General features: G+C 53.5%; 18 protein-coding genes. 4 read left to right on the top strand and 14 right to left on the bottom strand.

Annotated elements, in window-relative coordinates; translation table 11 throughout:
• Positions 1–76 precede the first annotated feature (76 nt).
• Positions 77–2254 (top strand): ATP-dependent DNA helicase DinG, encoded by a 2178-nt coding sequence (gene dinG / locus BJ887_RS15255; protein ID WP_032681388.1) that lies wholly within the window; start codon positions 77–79, stop codon positions 2252–2254.
• On the opposite strand, the gene BJ887_RS15250 is transcribed toward dinG, so the two are convergent.
• From BJ887_RS15250 to BJ887_RS15230, 5 genes are all read right to left on the bottom strand, one after another.
• Positions 2241–2744 (bottom strand): fimbrial protein, encoded by a 504-nt coding sequence (locus tag BJ887_RS15250; RefSeq protein WP_025204629.1) that lies wholly within the window; start codon positions 2742–2744, stop codon positions 2241–2243. The two genes, dinG and BJ887_RS15250, sit on opposite strands and share 14 nt — an antisense overlap.
• Positions 2745–2749: 5 nt before the next feature.
• On the bottom strand, positions 2750–3739 hold the full coding sequence (locus BJ887_RS15245; RefSeq protein ID WP_121340074.1) for a fimbrial protein: 990 nt from the start codon (positions 3737–3739) through the stop codon (positions 2750–2752).
• A gap of 21 nt (positions 3740–3760) precedes the next feature.
• On the bottom strand, positions 3761–6304 hold the full coding sequence (locus BJ887_RS15240; RefSeq protein ID WP_229216852.1) for a fimbria/pilus outer membrane usher protein: 2544 nt from the start codon (positions 6302–6304) through the stop codon (positions 3761–3763).
• Positions 6305–6330: 26 nt separating this feature from the next.
• Positions 6331–7005, bottom strand: a complete 675-nt coding sequence (locus BJ887_RS15235) for a molecular chaperone (protein ID WP_059305587.1) — start codon at positions 7003–7005, stop codon at positions 6331–6333.
• A gap of 68 nt (positions 7006–7073) precedes the next feature.
• Positions 7074–7610 (bottom strand): fimbrial protein, encoded by a 537-nt coding sequence (locus BJ887_RS15230; RefSeq protein ID WP_014169244.1) that lies wholly within the window; start codon positions 7608–7610, stop codon positions 7074–7076.
• Between the two features lie 256 nt (positions 7611–7866).
• Here BJ887_RS15230 and ybiB point away from each other — a divergent pair, with 256 nt between their 5' ends.
• A complete protein-coding gene (ybiB, locus tag BJ887_RS15225; protein ID WP_032677728.1) occupies positions 7867–8829 on the top strand; it encodes a DNA-binding protein YbiB in 963 nt (320 codons plus the stop codon).
• A gap of 115 nt (positions 8830–8944) precedes the next feature.
• Here ybiB and ybiJ read toward each other — a convergent pair whose 3' ends face one another.
• The 3 genes from ybiJ to mcbA form a co-directional block, all read right to left on the bottom strand.
• A complete protein-coding gene (gene ybiJ / locus BJ887_RS15220; protein WP_020884917.1) occupies positions 8945–9205 on the bottom strand; it encodes a DUF1471 family protein YbiJ in 261 nt (86 codons plus the stop codon).
• A 285-nt stretch (positions 9206–9490) separates the two neighbouring features.
• Complete coding sequence (locus tag BJ887_RS15215; protein WP_121340073.1) at positions 9491–9757, bottom strand: DksA/TraR family C4-type zinc finger protein; 267 nt, start codon at positions 9755–9757, stop codon at positions 9491–9493.
• A 117-nt stretch (positions 9758–9874) separates the two neighbouring features.
• On the bottom strand, positions 9875–10141 hold the full coding sequence (gene mcbA, locus BJ887_RS15210; protein WP_032677729.1) for a DUF1471 family periplasmic protein McbA: 267 nt from the start codon (positions 10139–10141) through the stop codon (positions 9875–9877).
• A 243-nt stretch (positions 10142–10384) separates the two neighbouring features.
• Here mcbA and rlmF point away from each other — a divergent pair, with 243 nt between their 5' ends.
• The gene (gene rlmF, locus BJ887_RS15205) at positions 10385–11296 is read left to right on the top strand and encodes a 23S rRNA (adenine(1618)-N(6))-methyltransferase RlmF (protein ID WP_229216851.1); all 912 of its coding nucleotides are present in this window, start codon (positions 10385–10387) and stop codon (positions 11294–11296) included.
• Positions 11297–11342: 46 nt separating this feature from the next.
• Here the strand turns inward: rlmF and ybiO are convergent, their stop codons facing one another.
• The 6 genes from ybiO to rhtA all read right to left on the bottom strand — a co-directional run bounded on the left by ybiO (position 11343) and on the right by rhtA (position 17945).
• Positions 11343–13553 carry a mechanosensitive channel protein gene (gene ybiO / locus BJ887_RS15200; RefSeq protein ID WP_121340071.1) on the bottom strand — a complete coding sequence of 737 codons (2211 nt, stop codon included), beginning with the start codon at positions 13551–13553 and terminating at the stop codon, positions 11343–11345.
• 131 nt (positions 13554–13684) lie between these two features.
• The gene (gene glnQ, locus BJ887_RS15195; RefSeq protein ID WP_014169252.1) at positions 13685–14407 is read right to left on the bottom strand and encodes a glutamine ABC transporter ATP-binding protein GlnQ; all 723 of its coding nucleotides are present in this window, start codon (positions 14405–14407) and stop codon (positions 13685–13687) included.
• The gene (gene glnP, locus BJ887_RS15190) at positions 14404–15063 is read right to left on the bottom strand and encodes a glutamine ABC transporter permease GlnP (RefSeq protein ID WP_014169254.1); all 660 of its coding nucleotides are present in this window, start codon (positions 15061–15063) and stop codon (positions 14404–14406) included. Before glnP ends, glnQ begins: the two co-directional genes overlap by 4 nt.
• Before the next feature lie 84 nt (positions 15064–15147).
• Positions 15148–15891 (bottom strand): glutamine ABC transporter substrate-binding protein GlnH, encoded by a 744-nt coding sequence (gene glnH, locus BJ887_RS15185; protein ID WP_014883108.1) that lies wholly within the window; start codon positions 15889–15891, stop codon positions 15148–15150.
• Positions 15892–16253: 362 nt separating this feature from the next.
• Entirely contained in the window at positions 16254–16757 is a 504-nt protein-coding gene (gene dps, locus BJ887_RS15180; RefSeq protein ID WP_010428924.1) for a DNA starvation/stationary phase protection protein Dps, read from the bottom strand.
• 300 nt (positions 16758–17057) lie between these two features.
• Positions 17058–17945 (bottom strand): threonine/homoserine exporter RhtA, encoded by an 888-nt coding sequence (gene rhtA, locus BJ887_RS15175; RefSeq protein ID WP_020884911.1) that lies wholly within the window; start codon positions 17943–17945, stop codon positions 17058–17060.
• Positions 17946–18299: 354 nt separating this feature from the next.
• On the opposite strand from rhtA, the gene ompX reads away from it, so the two are divergent.
• Positions 18300–18818, top strand: coding sequence for an outer membrane protein OmpX (ompX, locus tag BJ887_RS15170; protein ID WP_020884910.1), 519 nt, complete (start codon positions 18300–18302; stop codon positions 18816–18818).
• Positions 18819–18902 lie beyond the last annotated feature (84 nt).

Here is an 18902-nt window from a genome sequence, read left to right as displayed (position 1 = left end):
GCCGGGCTTTTCTTTTGCGGCAGCGGAAAGAAAGTGCCACAATAGTGGCTGTTTATACAGTATTTCAGGTCCTCCGATGGCTTTAACCGCGGCGCTCAAAGCGCAAATTGGCGCCTGGTATAAGGCGCTACAACAGCAGATCCCCGATTTTATCCCCCGAGCGCCTCAGCGGCAGATGATTGCTGATGTGGCAAAAACGCTCTCCGGGGACGACGGACGACATCTGGCGATTGAAGCCCCGACGGGTGTCGGGAAAACCCTTTCGTATTTAATCCCGGGCATTGCCATCGCGCGGGAAGAGCAAAAAACGCTGGTGGTCAGCACCGCTAACGTGGCCCTGCAGGATCAAATCTTCAGCAAAGACCTGCCGCTGCTGCGCAAAATCATCCCTGAACTGCGATTTACAGCCGCCTTTGGCCGCGGGCGTTATGTGTGTCCGCGCAATCTCGCGGCTCTCGCCAGCAGTGAGCCCTCTCAGCAGGATCTGCTGGCCTTCCTGGATGATGAACTGACGCCGAACAACAAAGCGGAACAGGAGCAGTGCGCGAAGCTAAAAACCGAGCTCGACAGCTATAAGTGGGACGGCCTTCGCGATCACACCAGCCATGCCATCAGCGATGATTTGTGGCGCAGGCTCAGCACCGATAAAGCCAGTTGCCTTAACCGCAACTGCCACTACTACCGCGAGTGCCCGTTCTTTGTCGCACGGCGGGAGATTCAGGAAGCGGAGGTGGTTGTCGCTAACCACGCGCTGGTCATGGCCGCGCTGGAGAGTGAGGCCGTCCTGCCGGAGCCTAAAAACCTGCTGCTGGTGCTCGATGAAGGCCACCATTTGCCGGATGTGGCGCGGGATGCGCTGGAGATGAGCGCCGAAATCACCGCGCCGTGGTTCCGCCTGCAGCTGGATCTGTTCTGCAAGCTGGTGGCGACCTGCATGGAGCAGTTCCGCCCGAAAACCACGCCGCCGCTGGCGGTGCCCGAGCGGCTGAGCGAACATTGCGAAGCGGTCTACAGCCTTATTGCTTCCCTGAATAACATTCTCAATCTTTATCTCCCGGCGACCCAGGAAGCAGAGCATCGCTTTGCGATGGGAGAGCTGCCCGACGAGGTGATGGAGATCTGCCAGCAGCTGGCGAAGCACCTTGAAAAGCTGCGCGGGCTGGCGGAGATGTTCTTAAACGATCTCAGTGAGAAAACCGGTACCCACGACGTGGTGCGTTTGCACCGCATTCTGCTGCAGATGAACCGTGCGTTGGGCATGTTCGAAGCCCAGAGCAAGCTCTGGCGTCTGGCCTCGATGGCGCAGGCGTCCGGTGCGCCGGTCACCAAATGGGCAACCCGTGACGTGAAAGACGGACAGGCGCACCTGTTTTTCCACTGCGTGGGGATTCGTGTTGCCGATCAGCTGGAAAAGCTTATCTGGCGCAGCGTGCCGCACGTGGTAGTGACTTCCGCGACGTTGCGTTCCCTGAACAGTTTCTCCCGTTTACAAGAGATGAGCGGGCTGAAAGAGAAAGCTGGCGATCGTTTTGTGGCGCTGGATTCGCCGTTTAACCACTGTGAACAGGGCAAGCTGGTCATTCCGCGCATGAAGTATGAGCCGCTTATCGACAACGAAGAACAGCACATTGCTGAAATGGCAGCGTATTTCCGCGAGCAGCTGGAGAGTGAAAAATATCCCGGCATGCTGGTCCTGTTTGCCAGTGGAAGGGCGATGCAGCGTTTTCTGGAGCACGTTACCGACCTGCGATTACTGTTGCTGGTGCAGGGCGATCAGCCCCGCTACCGGCTGGTAGAGCTGCACCGCAAACGCATTGATAACGGGGAACGTAGCGTGCTGATCGGGCTGCAGTCATTCGCGGAGGGGCTGGATCTGAAGGGGGATTACCTGACGCAGGTGCATATCCATAAAATCGCCTTCCCGCCCATCGACAGCCCGGTCGTCATCACCGAAGGTGAATGGCTCAAAAGCCTCAATCGCTATCCGTTCGAGGTCCAAAGCTTACCCGCGGCGTCGTTTAATCTGATTCAGCAGGTGGGGCGTCTCATCCGTAGCCACAGCTGCTGGGGAGAGGTGGTGATTTATGACAAACGTCTGCTCACCAAAAACTACGGCCAGCGGTTACTCAACGCTCTGCCTGTTTTTCCGATTGAACAGCCGGACGTGCCCGACGTTAAAAAACGTCCGGCAAAACCTGCCGCCGGACGGCGTAAAAGCATCCGTACGAAGGGGCGCGGGCCTACTGGTAAGTAAAGGTTACCTGGACCACGCTATTAAACGTGCCGGCGGTGACGGGCAATGCGCTGGCATAATAGCGGGCAGCCAGAGGAAACGTTGCCGTGTGGTCCGCTGAGTTAACCGGAACGTTAAAGGCTGCCTGTGGGGCAATGAGTATATTGTCCTGGCGGTCTGCCAGTTCCAGAGCCAACCCTTTCGCACTGCCGATATTGGCGAATTTTGTCGGGTGCGTACTGTCGGCCTGACCATAGAAAAAGGCGGTCGCCAGCGCAAGTGTGGGAGGGCAATGTGAGACCGAGAGCGTAAAGTCTTTCCACGCGCCGGTATCGCCCACATTTTTAAAATCCCCTGATACCGCCTGGCCTAAATCCACCGTCAGGTTGCGGCTGGCGCTGTCAATAATGCAGGTGTTGGCGTAAATATTGCCAGTCATCTGGATCTGAATATCGTCCGCCTGTGCCCGGGCAATCAAGCCGAGAATCAGGATCGCAAGTGTCTTTTTCATGTTGGTCACTTATAAGCCAGAGTGATAGTCGCCACGGTATTGGCCGGCCCCGGTGTCACCACGTTGCTGACCTGTTCGTAACGAACCTCGAACGGTATTCGCAGGGTTTCGCTGGCGATGGCCTGGCTTCGGGTGCTGACATAGGTGTCAAAGGTGGCGAGATGGTCATCAAAGAGCATTCTCACGCCCACGCCGGTTGCCATGCCGTTCTGCTGAGTCAATTTGATCACCCCTTCGAATGCCGTTTCGTAGCCGTTTGCGCTGGTCACCTTTAGCTCAGGCTGGACGGTGCTGTCGCAATTAATCGTGACGTCAAAGTTTTGTGCAGGGCTGGATAGCAACCCAATACTGATAAAATCACTGACGGGAAAATCGCCCAGGTTCACGGTGAGATTTTTAGGCAGGACAGAGCAGGTAACCGTTTCGAGATTCACATTGCCCGCATAGGAAATCGTATTAGGATCGCTGATGCCTTCATGCTGATAAACCCCGACACCAAATTTAGACTCCGCCTGAGAAAGCGAACCTGATTTGACCGTATTGCTCGTTTTCACCAGTTCCAGCGTGACATTAAAGTTAAAGGACTCAGAAATGTCGTTGGAGACATAGCCCAGCGGCGTGCCGCTTGAATTACAGTAAATTCCCCCGGCACCGGTAATTCGCTGGCCTTTGTCATTCATCAGCGCTACGCCAATTCCTTCCAGCCCTGATTCATACACCCCAGAAAGACCGGGGATCTCCAGACCTGCGCCGTAATAGCACGCAACAATCGGAAGCCCGAAGTCAGAAGGGTTATAGCAGTTGCCCGCCACGTGAACGGTCTGCTCGGTGCCCGGAATGGTGGCACCTACCGGCAACGTGCTCGAGACGGATACGGAGGTCACATTAATCTGTTTTGGCAGATCGGATGAGGTACAGAGCGCGTTAGCATGAGGCATAAATAACGCGGCGGTTCCCAGGACCAGGAAGAAAAAGCACTGTTTAATCATTTGCATAATGGTTTGCCTAACGGTGAATCAGTGGCACTGCGCAGCAGCGTTAAGGATGTTGGTTTTCTCTGTCTCATCCGTAAGGGCGTAGTCGGCCTCGCAGTGCTCGCTCGCATCCTGTCCCCAGGTGACGGCGAGATGCCCTTGCTTTGGCAGGCCGGAGAGATAGGTCTGGCCGTCATTGCCGACAATAAATTCGCTGTCCTTATCCTCCGTTGTTACCGTCGCACCGAAGGGCAGCGGTTTACCGTTGTGCGTCAGCGTCATCAGCACGCGGCTGCCCACGCGGGTATTAAAGCTGGCGCGCACCACGGCCCCGCGTGTCGGGGTAACAACGTACGCTGCGTGCGTCACGTCGGCCTCGTCGGGCAGGGTTTCGGTATCCAGCGCAATGGTATTGTGGCGATAAGGGGTAACAAACGGCACGACGGTATAGCCGCGGAAGTCGGTCTCAACGCCCGTCTGATTGGCGATATGGGTACCGTGTGTTCCCGGTGCTTTCACCAGCGCAATGGTCTCTCCGAGCGGCTGGCTCAGGGTTATCCCGTTGGCGTGCACGATCGCGCCACCCTGCAGCCCGACGTTTACGGTTTGCTGATATTTATCCTGGCTTACCCCGCCGCTCACTTCGCCATAGGTCGCTTTATAATCGGCGTTCATGCTGGTGGAGTTTCCGCTACCGGTGCTGCTCAGCCCCTCCTGAATATTCCAGTTGAGGTTGTCTCCGTTCAGCGCGGTACCGTTAAGGCCGATGTTCTGCGTCGTACCGTCTTTGGTGTTGTTGAGGTTGTAGGTGGCCCAGGTGTTATGCATCCAGCGATCCAGTGGAACGGAGACGTTTAGCGAGAACTGGTTGTCGTTCATCACATCGTCACCGTTCGCATCGCTGTCCTGGGTGTTTTTGTTCATGCTGTAGCTCAGGCTGTAGCTGACGCCGTGCCAGCTGTTGTTGTAGCTGACGCTCATGGAGGTCATATCCTGGCTCTGGCTCCAGTAGGTCTCTTTGACCAGGCTCAGGGTGACAGAGCCCCAGCCCGCGGGCAGCGTCTGGTCGACGGTGGCTTCCGTTCGGGCACGTCGCTGCTGCGGCGCAGACCCGTTGTCTGAACGGGTGTAAGACTCCATCGTGTCTTCCAGGGTGTAAAACCCTTTGCTGTTGTAGCGATAGCCCGCCAGGGAGAAGTGAGTGCCCGAAGCGACAAAATCTTTGCTGTAGCGAACGCGCCAGGATCGGCCTTTGCTGGTCTGCTGTTTTTTCAGCAGCGCTTTGGCGCGGGTGACATCAAGGGAGAAAGCACCCAAATCGCCCAGGTTTTTCCCGACGCCCAGCGCCCGGGACTGATAATGGCGACTCTGCTGCGCACCACCGTAGGCGGTGAAACCCAATGGCATGCCGTAGATGGCGCTGCCCTGGGCAAACGGAGTTTGTTCGACGTCCTTGTCGTAAGACCGGTAACGCCCGGCGGTCACGCTGTAGCGGAGATTCTTTTCACGCTGCAGTACCGGGACCGAGGCGTAGGGCACGACAAAGTGACTTTCGCTGCCGTCGGTCTCTTTCACGGTGACCTGCAGATCGCCGCTGCTGCCGGTGGGATAGAGATCGTTAATTTCAAACGCACCGGGTGCGACCGTGTTCTGATAAATGACGTAACCGTTCTGACGAACCATCACCAGCGCATTACTGTGGGCAGTGCCGCGAATAATCGGCGCATAGCCTTTTTCACTGTCCGGGAGCATGTCGGTATCGGATTTCAGCTCAACCCCGGTAGAGGGCACGCTGTCGAAAACGTCCGACGGGGAGGTGCTTTGCCCGACGGTCATATCGCTTTTCATCGCCACGATATCGCGTTGAGCATAGGTGTAGACGGAGGAGAACCTGTGCTCTTCCTCGTTGCCCGTTGTGCTGCGATTCCACGTGGAATAATTGCGTATGCGCCAGGCGCCCACATTGAGGCCCGGGCGCAGGTTAACGTACTGGCTGCTGTTATCCTGCTCTCCCTGTACACGGGCATGGCTCTGGCTGGCGGTGGCGCTGTAGTTCAGCAGACCTGCGGTGATCCCTTCGTCGAACGTTTTCGGGTCGATATACCCGCGTGGGACCTGGCCCAGCGCCGTTTGTGGAATACTGAGCAACAGTTGCTGATGACGAACCTGAAACGTTGCGGATGCCGCGGGAATGGCGTTTATATCGGCGCACTGGCCTTTCGCCATCAGCGCGGGATACTGCCGGGTTTTGATCCCAAGATTTTTTAGCTCATCCAGGCTAAAGCAGGGTTGAAGAGAATGATTGCCCTGAGCGTCTTTTATTAATTTGAACGTGACATCACGGGTATCAATTTTATTATTGTTGATGAAAATATTGACCTGATATTTCCCGGGGGCTTGTCCCGGTCCTTTTTCATAAACAGACAGGTCGGTTTTCCCCTGTTGAGGATTATCAATATCCAGTAATGCCGGGTTGAAATAATCATCAGCCATAACCTGCTGCGCAAAGATCGCCAGTGCCAGGCCACATAAAATGACCAGCATTGAAGAAAGGCGATGGATGAACGGCTTTTTATGGCTGTACATGATGATATTAATAGCCTGAGTGGGTGTTAATGAACGGATGCCGACCAGGTCTGACTGATGCTGCCGTAATCAGTAATAACGGAGTAGGTGACGGTCGACCCGCTGGCATTATCGGGTAAGGCAAAGTGCGTTTCCGTTTTGGGGACTGCCCAGGTGGCTTTATCCACTTTATGGCCGTTAAGCATCACCGTCTGGAAATTCATATAGAAAGGCGTCGGGTTATTCACAACCAGGTCGTGACCTTCACGATGCCACTGAAGCTTGTCCGCCACAGCCTCGGGTTTGCCAGTTATTGCTGACGGGCGATACAACAATTTAATGCGTGTATTAATGGCAATCTGCAGGGTATTTACCCCTTCGACGTGCTTTGACGAGGGAATAGCTTTGATATTAAGCCAGTAGAGAGACTCACGATCCTCGGGCAAATTTCCGCCGGTACGCACGACACGCAGGACGTTATCCTCTTTTGCATCGAGACGAAACAGCGGTGGGGTGATCAGGAAGGGGGCTTTAGCCGGGTTTTTACCGCCAGAATCAACCCAGGACTGTACCAGATAATCCGTGGCATCTGGGTTTGAAAGACCCAGAGACGACTCCTTTTTGTCGCCCTGATAGACCAGGCGTGTGCCATTAATAACGACACCGGCATGGGAAGTGGCGGCTACCAGTAAAAGAGCACTCAGTAAATAACCGTGGCGCATAAAGGTATCTCAATAAAAGAAGAGATATTAACTCCCAGAACAGAGCTAATATCTCAGAATGGATAATATCAGTTATAAATAACGGTGAAGGTCGACACGGCGTTTGCCAGGCCTGCGGTGATTGCGGCCTGGGTCTGAATATAACGGGCTCCAAACTCCAGGTTATTGACCGCCGTACCGGAGGCTAACGGATATTGCTGAGAGGGCGTATACAGACTCACCGGTTGCTCAGACGCGTCCACCAGCTGAATAGCGACACCTGTTGCAGCATCTACATCCGGCGTTAATGCAAGCGTAGTGTTGTTATCCGGATCCGGCGTGCCGCCGAAGTTAATGGCGGCGGAAGTCACGGTCTCCGGGCAATTCTTTAATTGAATATCAAACTTGGTTAATGTGCTGGTAGATCCAGCCCCGGTAAATACCGTTTTAGACACTTTGCCTAACTGAACATTTAATGGATTACTTAACCCGTTCACTACCTGACAAGCAGAATCAATAATTTCACCGGTGAAGTTAATCTGACCTTCACCGTTTGTTGCCGCAAATGCGGATGCAGAACATCCTGCCGTTGCGGCGATAAATAAACCTATAGCAACCTTGTTCATAACAAATCCTGGTATGTTTCTGGTGAGAACGTTGCCTGGACGTTTTCACCGTTGACCTTAAATGATTTTCCGTTGGTTATTTAATCAGAAACGGGTGGGGTAAGAATCTTCAACGGCAATCACAAATAATTGAAATAGTGCTTGAGTTTCTTTTTTCGTCATAAAAACAGAAGGATGATCCGGTTCAAAAACACTAACGGCCAGACGTTCTTCAGGGCTATATTGTTAACAAGATGAAGCTGTCAGGAGAGATGTCGTGGATTATCGCAAAATTATCAAAGAGGTAGGACGAGGGAAAAATCATGCCCGCGATCTGGACCATGAAACCGCTCGTGCGCTCTATACGCATATGCTCAACGGTGACGTACCCGACCTTGAAATGGGCGGTATCCTGATAGCGCTGCGTATCAAAGGAGAAGGCGAAGCGGAGATGCGTGGCTTCTACGAAGCAATGCAGGCGCAGACCCTGCGCTTAAACGCGCCAGTGGCAAAACCGATGCCGATTGTGATCCCGAGCTATAACGGGGCACGCAAGCAGGCCAACCTGACGCCGCTGCTCGCTATTTTATTGCACAAGCTGGGCTTCCCAGTGGTGGTGCATGGTGTAAGCGAAGATCCAACCCGCGTGCTGACCGAAACGATTTTCGGCATGCTGGGTATCGAACCCACACGGCATGCCGGCCAGGCACAGGCGAAGCTTGATGGCCATCAGCCGGTTTATATCCCTGTCGGAGCCCTTTGCCCCCCGCTGGAGAAGCAGCTGGATATGCGCTGGCGCATGGGCGTGCGTAACAGCGCGCATACGCTGGCGAAACTGGCTACGCCGTTTGGCGAAGACGCGGCTCTGCGTCTTTCCAGCGTCTCTCACCCGGAGTACGTGACGCGCGTGGGGAAATTCTTTGAAGACATAGGCGGCAGGGCCTTGTTGATGCACGGCACGGAAGGCGAGGTTTATGCTAACCCGCAGCGCTGCCCACAGATGATGCTGATTGATTCCGCTGGCACGCGCGCCATTCTCGAGCGAGGGGAAGAGCGTTCCGACGCGATCCTGCCTGACGCAAAAGATCCGCATACCACCGCCCACTGGATTGAGCAGTGCCTGGCCGGAAAGGTTCCGGTGCCGCACGCGATCAAGCTGCAGATGGCCTGTTGCCTGCTGGCGACCGGTGAAGTTGAATCCGTAGAGGCAGGGATGGAACGCGTCGGGAAGACGTTTTAAGCCCAAAAAAAAGCCCGTCCAGTGGCGGACGGGCAAGCAAGGGTAACAACAACAGGGTCAATGAGGGTTGGAGCAGCTCACCAGAGGGTATGGCGAGGGTGGAGCATTCAGTCAATTACTTATAGATAACCGCAGTACCGCTCAGTTTGTTATTGGTGTTCGCGGAGGTGATGGTGTATCCGCTTGCACCGGCAGCAGCAGCTTTCTCAGCCAGTTTCGCTTCCAGACCGTCCAGAGTGGTCGCGCCTTCAGCACTTACCACACCGAGTTTGTTCATGCTCTGCGCCTGAGATGGAGACACAGGTTCTGCAGCAAAAGCGCCGAAAGACAGAGCGGACAGGGCAACAGCAGCAACAGCATATTTGATGGTTTTCATAATTAATCTCTCGCAGGTGATTCTGTTAAGGGGACGATGTTCCGTCGATGTGATAAGTATCACGTTTTTTTATGCGAGAGAAAATCGAAGAGAATTGACGTGGTTGCTCAAAAAAATTGAATGACAAATAACTTATTGAATATTAATAAATTCAGAGGACGACTTTACACTTCTTGTAGCTGCGCTTTACAGAAGCGACGAGAAGGGCACATTTTGCTACGCGGTTCGCAAAAAACCGTGAGCGTAAAGGTAACCGCTTGCGCCGTTAACTTCGGTAAAGGAAAGTCAACGTAGCTGGCTGTCTTTCGATCCTCTGCGATTATATCCTGAGTGCGCGCTATTTTTCGAATCTTTCTCCTGCTGGCAGGCGATGCATAACCGCACGCCCGGTATGGCTTTGCGCCGCGCTTCCGGGATCACTTCTCCGCACTCTTCACATTCATAGAGGCTTTCACCGCACGGAATTTCACCGCGAGCGCGCGCAACCGCATCTTCAATTGTACTGTTGATTTGTTCGTTAACGGCGTCATCATTTGCCCAACCGGAAGCCATGGTTTACTCCTGGGTTCTGTTAAACCTTGTTTTTACTATGGGGTGAAAAAACGTGCAGTCAAGGCAGAGAGGAACTGCATCTGTCAGGCAGATGCAGTTTGTTTATAGAAAGAGACGTTATTTATAAATGGTCGCCGTGCCATACATATGGTTATCCCCGCCCGCGGCGTTAACCACGAAACCTTTAGCCCCTTCCTGGCGGGCTTTTTCGGCGAGTTTATTCTGGAGATCGTCAAGGTTACTTGCGCGGCTTACCGAGACGGTGCCCGCAGGCTTAAGCTGGCTGGTATCTGTATTGTCGGTCAATGACTGTACCGCCATGGCAGAGAATGACGCGGTAGCCAGTGCACCCGCGAGAACAACAAGGGTCAGGTATTTTTTCATAATCACATCCTCATGAGGAAACAACAGGTGATTCCCTTTAAGTTTAGAAGCCTGGCGAGTGTGATTTAGCGCAAAAATTTGATGATGATCTGCTTATTTTTTGAACGATAAAAATTGACGTTTTACTGACAGATCATAGACATAAAGGTGTTTGATTTATGACGGGTTTTTGAGCGTCGCAGAGAAATATTTACCGTTGAGCCTGCAAAGGGTATCTTACGCCGCTGTTTAAAGGAGAAAGCCATGACTTCCCAAAAGCCGGGATTGCACCCACGAAATCGCCATCGTAACCGCTATGACATGAATGCGTTGTGTCAGAGCTGTCCTTCGCTGCAGGACTACATTGTGCAGACACCTGCCGGTGAACCTTCGGTCAACTTTGCCGATCCGCAGGCGGTTAAAATGCTCAATAAAGCCCTGCTGGCACACTATTACGGTGTGGCGCACTGGGATATTCCGGAAGGCTTTCTCTGCCCACCCGTGCCGGGGCGGGCCGATTATCTCCACCATCTTGCCGATCTTCTCGCTGACGATCGCAACGGTGTCATCCCTGAGCAAGCATCCGTGCTTGATATCGGTACCGGGGCGAACCTGATTTATCCGTTGATTGGCGTTCATGAATATCACTGGCGCTTTACCGGCAGTGAAATCGGTAATGAGGCGTTTTCCAGCGCACAGGCGATTATCAACGCCAACCCTGGGTTAAGCCGGTCTGTCCGCTTGCGTCGGCAGAAAGATGCCGCATCGATCTTCAACAGGATTATCCACAAGAACGAAAGCTACGATGCCACCCTGTGTAACCCACCGTTCCATGACTCCGCGGCCACCGCCCGTGCGGGCAGCGAGCGCAAACGCCGCAATCTTGGTCAGGCGGAAGATGCCGCGCTGAACTTTGGGGGGCAGCAACAGGAACTGTGGTGCGAGGGGGGAGAAGTGGCATTCATCCTGCGAATGATTGAGGAAAGTAAAGTATTTGGCCGTCAGGTTAAATGGTTCACGACGCTGGTATCCCGTGGGGATAACCTGCCCCCCCTCTACCGTGCACTGACCGATGTGGGTGCCGTTAACGTGGTGAAAAAAGAGATGGCGCAAGGCCAGAAGCAGAGCCGCTTTATCGCCTGGTCATTTATGGACGCTAACAAGCGCAGTAAATAACCCACAGGCAGGCCGGGTAAGGCGACGCCGTTACCCGGTCCCCACGCTATAAGGTGGGCTCCTGTGGCGGTGTGGGGGACACCGGTGAGGGCAATACCTGATAGGTCTGCACCGGCATCCGCACCGCGGCCAGGTCAAAGTGTTTTTTCACCATACTGTCGAGCGCAAAGCGCACCGTCCACTGCTTCAGTGGCTGCGTGGTGAACGACACGCGCAGGGTAAATGCCGTGTTCGTCAGGCCGACAATACCGGCAAACGACGGCTCTCCAATCACCAGCCCGCGAATATCCTCCATCGCCATCATCTCTTCCACGGCGTCCCGTAGCGCCTGTTTCGCTTTATCTGCATCTTCATGACGGTCAACGTCGTAGTTGGCCACTACCGAGCCAATGCCTCGGACAAAGTTAGCGAAGGTGGTTATCGATGACCAGGGAATTATGTGGTACGCCCCGGTGTCCTGGCGCACGCCGACGGAGCGAATGGACATGCGCTCTACCGTGCCGGTTAACGGCCCAATCGTGACCAGATCCCCGGTGTTCATCCCGTTCTCAAACTGGATAAAGACGCCAGTGATTATATCCTTCACCAGGGTTTGCGAACCAAAGGAGATAGCCAACCCCAGCGCGCCGGCACCTGCCAGCAGTGGCGCGATGTTCACGCCGATTTCCGAGAGCACAATCATGATGGTAATGGTGCTGATAATAACCGCCAGCGCATTGCGAAACAGCGTCAGCAGGGTGCGGGCACGGGCGCTGGGCAGGGGGCGGCCGTGAATGTCGGAGACCAGACGGTTCTCGATAAGGCTCGCCAGCAACGTCCAGCCAACCGCAGAGAAGAAGAGGATCAGCGCGATGCGAATTAAAATATCGACGGTCTTTTCACCCGCGCCGTTGTGCAGCCAGTTCCAGAAGTCAAACAATCCCCATGCGTTAAGCAACAGCATAATCGCCACGCAGACGGTGAGAATGCGCGCCACTTTCAGTGATACCGAGATCCAGCCGTTGACCCTTTTTTGCAGTTCCGGATAACTGCGCTGCACCTGTGGCGAGAGGGTGAAGGTTTTCGATAGCCAGCGCGACAGCAGGCCAGAGACAAATGCCGCAATGCCAATGATGGCCAGGCTCTTGAACGTCGCCCCCATCATAAATTTCAGGCTGTTGCCCGGGTCGAACAGCGAGAAGAAGCACAACACGATAAAGTAGGCGCTCGCCAGCCAGTGCCACACCAGCGCGAAGGCGCGGATAAAGAGACTGAAAAACGACAGGGAACGATCGGCCAGATGCAGCAAGCTTTGGGTAATGGTCTTTTTGTTATGGAAGATAAGGTACAACGCCCAGACGGTAATGCAGATCATAATCAGTACATTCGCCAGGGCGCCAAACTGCACGTTGACCTGGTTGGAGATGATCGGCACGGCAACCAGCAGACCGTAACCAATCAATCCACTGAGCACGCTGAGGCGCAGCGCCCAGTATCTGGCGCTCTCATCCCGAATCGAGAAGGGACGAAGATCCGGTACGTGCGGGCAAAATATCAAACGCAGCAGCGCCTTAAAGAACTCGATCAGCGCAAAGGCGTTAAGGAAGAGCGCCTGCTGGAAAGCGATGGTTTTATTGCCGGCGTTAAGCCTGTCGGCCAGGACCTGGCCCATAAACAGCGTCAGCGCCAGCAGCAGTAAATCGATGATAAACGCCGACGCTATCATCAGCGGCAGGTGTAACCAGCTGCTTTTCTGCTGGTTCTTCTTGCGCCCCCATTGCCCCATCTTACGGTAGAGCGGCCATGCGCACAGGCGTACCAGCCAGTAAAACAGAAATACAGCGCCCGCCAGCATCAAAAACTGCGTGGCGGCTGTCGTAAACGTATGGGGATTAAACGGTTTATGGGGCGAACCAATCAGGTTGCGATAGAGCTGGGCAAAGCGCGAGGAGAGCTCGCTTCCATAGTGACGGCTCACGTCGGTGACATTTTCCAGCACCGTTTTTTGTTCTTCCACTTGCGGAGGGGTAATTGTCGGCACCGGTTCCTGCGGCGGCGTGGCGGCGACTTTTCGCAACTGTCCGATTAACTCCTGCCGGGAGGTATCGTTTTCAAGCACATCGGCAAGGGCACTGTAGGCGGCTTTTTTCTGTTCAACATCCGGCTCTGGGGGCGGTGTCGTTTGCTGTGTGGCGGTCGTGCCGGTGGTGACGCCGGGGATGGAAACGGCGAACGATGGCGCACAAAACAGGCTAAGAAACAGCAAGATCCACGGCACGGCATCCTCCGGTGAAAATAATGAACAAAAAGATAAGTATAGAGGGCGAGGCGCGCGGGAGGATTTTTGGGAACAATCTGGCGTAAAAAAGCCGGGCATGCCCGGCTCAGAATGGCGTAGCTGAAGCGCTATCAGGAGACGTGCTGCAGGAACTCCTGCAGGCGCTGGCTCGGTGGATTGGCGATCAGCGCTTGTGGGTTACCGTCTTCAGCGATACGGCCCTTATCAATAAAGATCAGGCGGGAAGCCACTTTCTCAGCAAAGCCGATTTCGTGGGTCACGATAACCATCGTCATCCCTTCTTCAGCCAGATCCTGCATGACTTTCAGCACTTCGTGACGCAGTTCCGGGTCAAGCGCCGAGGTTGGCTCATCAAACAGCATCATCTTCGGTTTTACCGCCAGTGCGCGGGCGATAGCCACACGCTGCTGCTGTCCACCGGACAACTCAGATGGGTAGTGATGAGCACGTTCCGCGAGGCCGACTTTAGCCAGCAGATCTTTAGCCAGCGTTTCCGCCGCCGCTTTGCTGGCACCACGTACGCGCAGTGGACCAAACATAACGTTTTCCAGCGCCGTCAGGTGCGGGAACAGGTAGAACTGCTGGAACACCATGCCGGCTTCCTGACGAATCAGACGGTCGTCGACTTTCGGGTCATTCACCTTCAGGCCATCGACAATCAGATCGCCGCTGGTGATCTCTTCCAGCTTGTTGATGCAGCGCAGCAGAGTCGATTTACCGGAACCGGATGGCCCGATAATGACCACCACTTCACCCTGTTTGATGTTCAGATCGATATTGTGCAGCACCTGGGTTGGGCCAAAGTGCTTGGAAACGTTTTTAAATTCAATCACAGGATTTTCATCCTTCTTTCAAGACGACGCAGAACGAAACTCAGAACCAGAGTGATGATCAGGTAGACAACGGCTACCGCACTCCAGATTTCCAGCGCACGGAAGTTGCCCGCAATGATCTCCTGGCCCTGACGGGTCAGCTCAGCAACGCCGATAACGATGAACAGCGACGTATCCTTAATACTGATGATCCACTGGTTCCCCAGCGGTGGCAGCATGCGGCGCAGGGCCAACGGCAGAATGACGTGGCGGATCGTTTCGCGACGAGAAAGGCCTAACGCCAGACCCGCTTCACTGAAACCTTTATGAATCGACAGGACCGCACCACGGGTAATTTCCGCGATATAGGCACCTGAGTTGATCATAATGGTCACGACAGCGGCGCTGAACGGGTCAATGCGCAGGTCGGTGAAAGCCATTGGCAGGGCGAAGTAGATGAACATGACCTGAACGACAATTGGGGTGCCGCGGATCACTTCGATGAAAACCAGTGCGATGTGGTTTGCAATCCAGCCGCCATAGGTGCGGGCGAAACCGGCGACAAGACCGATAATCAACCCACCAACCAGACCGAGGACCGAAATCCACAGGGTCATTTTAGCGCCTTCAAGCAAGATAGGAATGGCAGGCCAGATGGCGCTCCAGTCAAACTGCATGATAGTTTCCTGTTACTGTTACCGTGTTTCTAAAATAGCAGGGGCGAAAGGTCGCCCCCGAGTGAACGTCATTTTTAAGAATTATTATTTAGGCTCGGTACCGAACCATTTTTTATAGATTTCGTTGTAGGTGCCGTTCTCTTTCAGGGTTTTCAGCGCGCCGTTAACTTTCGTACGCAGGTCGTCGCTGCCTTTCGGGAACGCAATACCGTACTGCTGGGCTTCCAGAGAATCACCGACGGCTTTGAACTTGCCGTTGCCCGCCGTTTTGATGAAGTACAGGATGTTAGGGGTATCGTGCAGCACTGCGTCAGCACGGTTGGTACCCAGCTCCATGTAGGCGTTATCGATGTTCGGGAACTGACGCAGGTCTTTGGTTTTGATGTTTGCTTTCGCGTAATCAACAGAACCGGTACCGCCTTTCACCGCGACGACTTTACCGTCGAGGTCTTTCACGCTTTTTACATCGTTATTATCGGCTTTCACCATCACCAGCAGGCCGCTTTTGTAGTAGCCGTCAGAGAAGTCGATCGCTTTTTTACGTTCTTCAGTAATGGTGATACCGGCCAGGGCCAGATCAACGTTTTTCGTTTGCAGTGCCGGGATGATGCCGCTGAAGTCCATTGGCTTCAGGGTGTAATCCAGTTTGAGTTCTTTTGCGATAGCAGCCCACAGATCAACATCAAAGCCAACGTACTTATCACCCTGTTTGAATTCAAACGGAACGAACGCCGTGTCGGTCGCCACAACCAGTTTGTCGGCAGCCTGGGAAGAGACCGCAAAAGCCAGGGTAAGTGCAGCCAGTGAAACTTTTAATACAGACTTCATAGCATTTCCTTTTATATCCACGGGGCGATCCCCTGCGAGAACGAGTGGCACAATGAAAAAATCGTGCCAACTTTACAAGTTGTTGTTTTACAAAGGGGATGATGTCATGCATTGCACAGAAAACGGGGCAATGAACTTTTATTGCACCAAAGTGGAGCACCGTTTTGGTGCGCGTCATTTGGCTCAACAGACGAAGCGTTATTTAGCGTAAATTCTGACGAAAAAACAATCTTCCGTTAACGGTTGTGTGAGGTGATTATTACAATTTTTTCACTTTTGCAGCGTCTCAGGCCAAAAACGTGCACCATAGATGTGCAAAACCCTCACCGGAGGGCGAGGGTTGTATAGGAAATTCTTATGAATTATTCGATGTTGGACTCAATGAACCACAGGAACTGGTCCAGGTCGCGGGAAGCGGCGGTGAAGATATCGGCTGTATCTTCGTCTTTCGCTTCGCCGATAGCTTTACGCACATCATTAGCCACTATCGCATAGCGGTCTGCCAGCTCTTTCAGGTGATCCTGAACGGTATGGATATCCAGCGGATAACTTTTCAGTGGCGTCTTACTGTTAATCACCTGCGTGGTACCCAGTGCCACACCGCCTAACTGTACGGCACGTTCGGCCATGGTATCGAGGTGGGTAACCAGTGCTGTGCGGAAGCCATCCAGCATTTCATGAACGGCAATAAAGTTTGCACCGCGCATATTCCAGTGGGCCTGTTTGGTGATCAGCGAAAGATCGATGAACTGGATCACCTGGCGATTCAGCAACTCAATGGTCGCTTTTTTGTCGCTATCCGATACATCGTTACGGGTATAAAGCAGATTAGACGCTTTCGTTTTCACCAGTTTAGCGGTACTCATAATCTCATATCCTCTTGATGTTTGTGTCCCAGGTAATTTCGGGATTAAGTATAGCACCGGATTTTTTCCCTGCGGGGAGGCTCTGCCTATCAGTTTAATAGCGAGAAGGACGTTGTGTTTACAATGGTATGAAATTAAAGGGATTATTTAAAATTGATGCAGATCAATCCTAATTCAGGAAAACGTTATCGACAGCGGGGGAAATATTTCACGAAGAGTGCAAAGTATGTAAAAAAATATTTTAAACGGGAAACTGGCCTTTATTCTGCATGGCTATAAAGCCACGCAGAATATAGGGCGCTAATTGAGGTCAATTTTCTCAACTTTAGGTTCCGGGCGCATCGTTAGCGTTGAGCCCATTGAGGCGGCGATAATCGAACACAGGGCCAGCGTCTGGGTGAAGGTCAGGGTTTCCCCGAGGAAGACCATCCCTGACAGGGCGGCGAGCGCGGGCTCCATGCTCATTAGCGTGCCGAAAATGCGCGTCGGCAGGCGCGTAAGGGCTATCATCTCTAAAGAGTAGGGGAGTGCTGTGGAAAGAATGGCGACCGCCAGCCCGATGGGCATGACTGACCATTGCCAGATGGACTCGGTGGCCTGAGCCATACCCACCGGCACAAAGATGATAGCGGCAATCAATGAACCGATTGCCACCGTCGCCGGGCCATGCTCTTCCCCGGCGCGCTGTCCGGTCACTATATAGATAGCCCAGCAGGCACCCGCCCCCAGAGCCAGCGCCGCGCCCGTGAGATCGATCTCTGAGACGCTCTGGCCCAGCGGCAGCAGGAACCACAGGCCAAGAACGGCTAAAATTACCCAGATAAAGTCAACGGGACGACGGGACGAGAAAAGCGCTACCGCCAGCGGGCCAGTAAACTCCAGTGCCACGGCAATCCCCAACGGAATTGTCTGGATGGAGAGATAGAACATGTAGTTCATCGCTCCCAGGGACAGCCCGTAAAAAAGCAGCGGTAAGCGTTGTTCTTTTTTAAAGCGTAAACGCCAGGGTTTGAAAATCACCACCAGGATCGCGGTTCCGAGGGCAATACGCAGGGCCGTGACCCCAGGCGCGCCGACCAGCGGAAAGAGGGATTTAGCCAGCGAGGCACCGCTTTGAATGGACAACATGGCGATGAGTATGACGACAACCGGCAACCAGACCGACGACGAGCGGGATAACCCAGGCATCCTTTCTCCTGTCAACTTATGTCAAATGAAGTAAAGGTTGCAGTGTAAAGGAAATAAGCTGCAACGGTTGAGAGACCGTTGAAAAAAAAACGTGTAAATTCCGTAAAATGGTTAAGCGCTGGTGGATTTATCGCCTGTCAGATTAGGAATAATCTGGATGAATGTAACGGCGCAGGCGCGCAGTATGAGCGTTTTATAGCGAAAATTGTATGTGATTTGAATGAGATAGCTGACGCTGGAAACGTTCTGTTACAGGAAAGGTTCAGTTAGACATCACGAATCACAAAGAGTTTCGCAAATTTTTTTGATATATTTAAAACTTACGGACTTACTTGAAGCACATTTGAGGTGGTTATGAAAAAAATTGCATGTCTTTCAGCACTGGCCGCTGTACTGGCTGTTTCCGCAGGTACCGCTGTAGCTGCTACTTCTACTGTAACTGGTGGTTACGCTCAGAGCGATATGCAGGGCGTGATGAACAAAGCTAACGGTTTCAACCTGAAGTATCGTTACGAGCAGGATAACAACCCACTGGGCGTGATCGGTTCTTTCACCTACACCGAGAAAGATCGTTCTGAAAACGGCGCATACAACAAAGGCCAGTACTACGGCATCACCGCTGGTCCAGCTTACCGTCTGAACGACTGGGCAAGCATCTACGGTGTTGTAGGTGTTGGCTACGGTAAATTCCAGCAGACCGAAAACCAGGGTCTGAACCGCACTGCAAGCAACAGCGACTACGGCTTCTCCTATGGCGCGGGTCTGCAGTTCAACCCAATCCAGGACGTCGCTCTGGACTTCTCTTATGAGCAGAGCCGTATCCGCAACGTTGACGTTGGCACCTGGATCGCGGGCGTAGGTTACCGCTTCTAATCACTTCGGTGAGCCAGTAAAAAATCCGCCCAATGTGGCGGATTTTTTTTTACGTTAATCCCTCGCCTTGCAGGAGAGGGTAGC

The organism is Enterobacter sp. WPR_3_1 (assembly GCF_003635055.1).
In the GTDB taxonomy this organism is placed as follows: Bacteria; Pseudomonadota; Gammaproteobacteria; order Enterobacterales; family Enterobacteriaceae; genus Enterobacter; species Enterobacter ludwigii.
The sequence above is the reverse complement of the archived record's forward strand: the minus strand, read 5'-3'. Positions and strand labels throughout refer to the sequence as shown.

Coding starts and splice junctions, on each gene's coding strand:
- BJ887_RS15240 (WP_229216852.1), bottom strand. CDS start 6,304: ATGTACAGCCATAAAAAGCCGTTCATCCATCGCCTTTCTTCAATGCTG.
- mcbA (WP_032677729.1), bottom strand. CDS start 10,141: ATGAAAAAATACCTGACCCTTGTTGTTCTCGCGGGTGCACTGGCTACC.
- glnP (WP_014169254.1), bottom strand. CDS start 15,063: ATGCAGTTTGACTGGAGCGCCATCTGGCCTGCCATTCCTATCTTGCTT.
- dinG (WP_032681388.1), top strand. CDS start 77: ATGGCTTTAACCGCGGCGCTCAAAGCGCAAATTGGCGCCTGGTATAAG.
- glnH (WP_014883108.1), bottom strand. CDS start 15,891: ATGAAGTCTGTATTAAAAGTTTCACTGGCTGCACTTACCCTGGCTTTT.
- dps (WP_010428924.1), bottom strand. CDS start 16,757: ATGAGTACCGCTAAACTGGTGAAAACGAAAGCGTCTAATCTGCTTTAT.
- rhtA (WP_020884911.1), bottom strand. CDS start 17,945: ATGCCTGGGTTATCCCGCTCGTCGTCGGTCTGGTTGCCGGTTGTCGTC.
- rlmF (WP_229216851.1), top strand. CDS start 10,385: ATGACTTCCCAAAAGCCGGGATTGCACCCACGAAATCGCCATCGTAAC.
- ybiJ (WP_020884917.1), bottom strand. CDS start 9,205: ATGAAAACCATCAAATATGCTGTTGCTGCTGTTGCCCTGTCCGCTCTG.
- ompX (WP_020884910.1), top strand. CDS start 18,300: ATGAAAAAAATTGCATGTCTTTCAGCACTGGCCGCTGTACTGGCTGTT.
- BJ887_RS15215 (WP_121340073.1), bottom strand. CDS start 9,757: ATGGCTTCCGGTTGGGCAAATGATGACGCCGTTAACGAACAAATCAAC.
- BJ887_RS15250 (WP_025204629.1), bottom strand. CDS start 2,744: ATGAAAAAGACACTTGCGATCCTGATTCTCGGCTTGATTGCCCGGGCA.
- BJ887_RS15235 (WP_059305587.1), bottom strand. CDS start 7,005: ATGCGCCACGGTTATTTACTGAGTGCTCTTTTACTGGTAGCCGCCACT.
- BJ887_RS15245 (WP_121340074.1), bottom strand. CDS start 3,739: ATGCAAATGATTAAACAGTGCTTTTTCTTCCTGGTCCTGGGAACCGCC.
- BJ887_RS15230 (WP_014169244.1), bottom strand. CDS start 7,610: ATGAACAAGGTTGCTATAGGTTTATTTATCGCCGCAACGGCAGGATGT.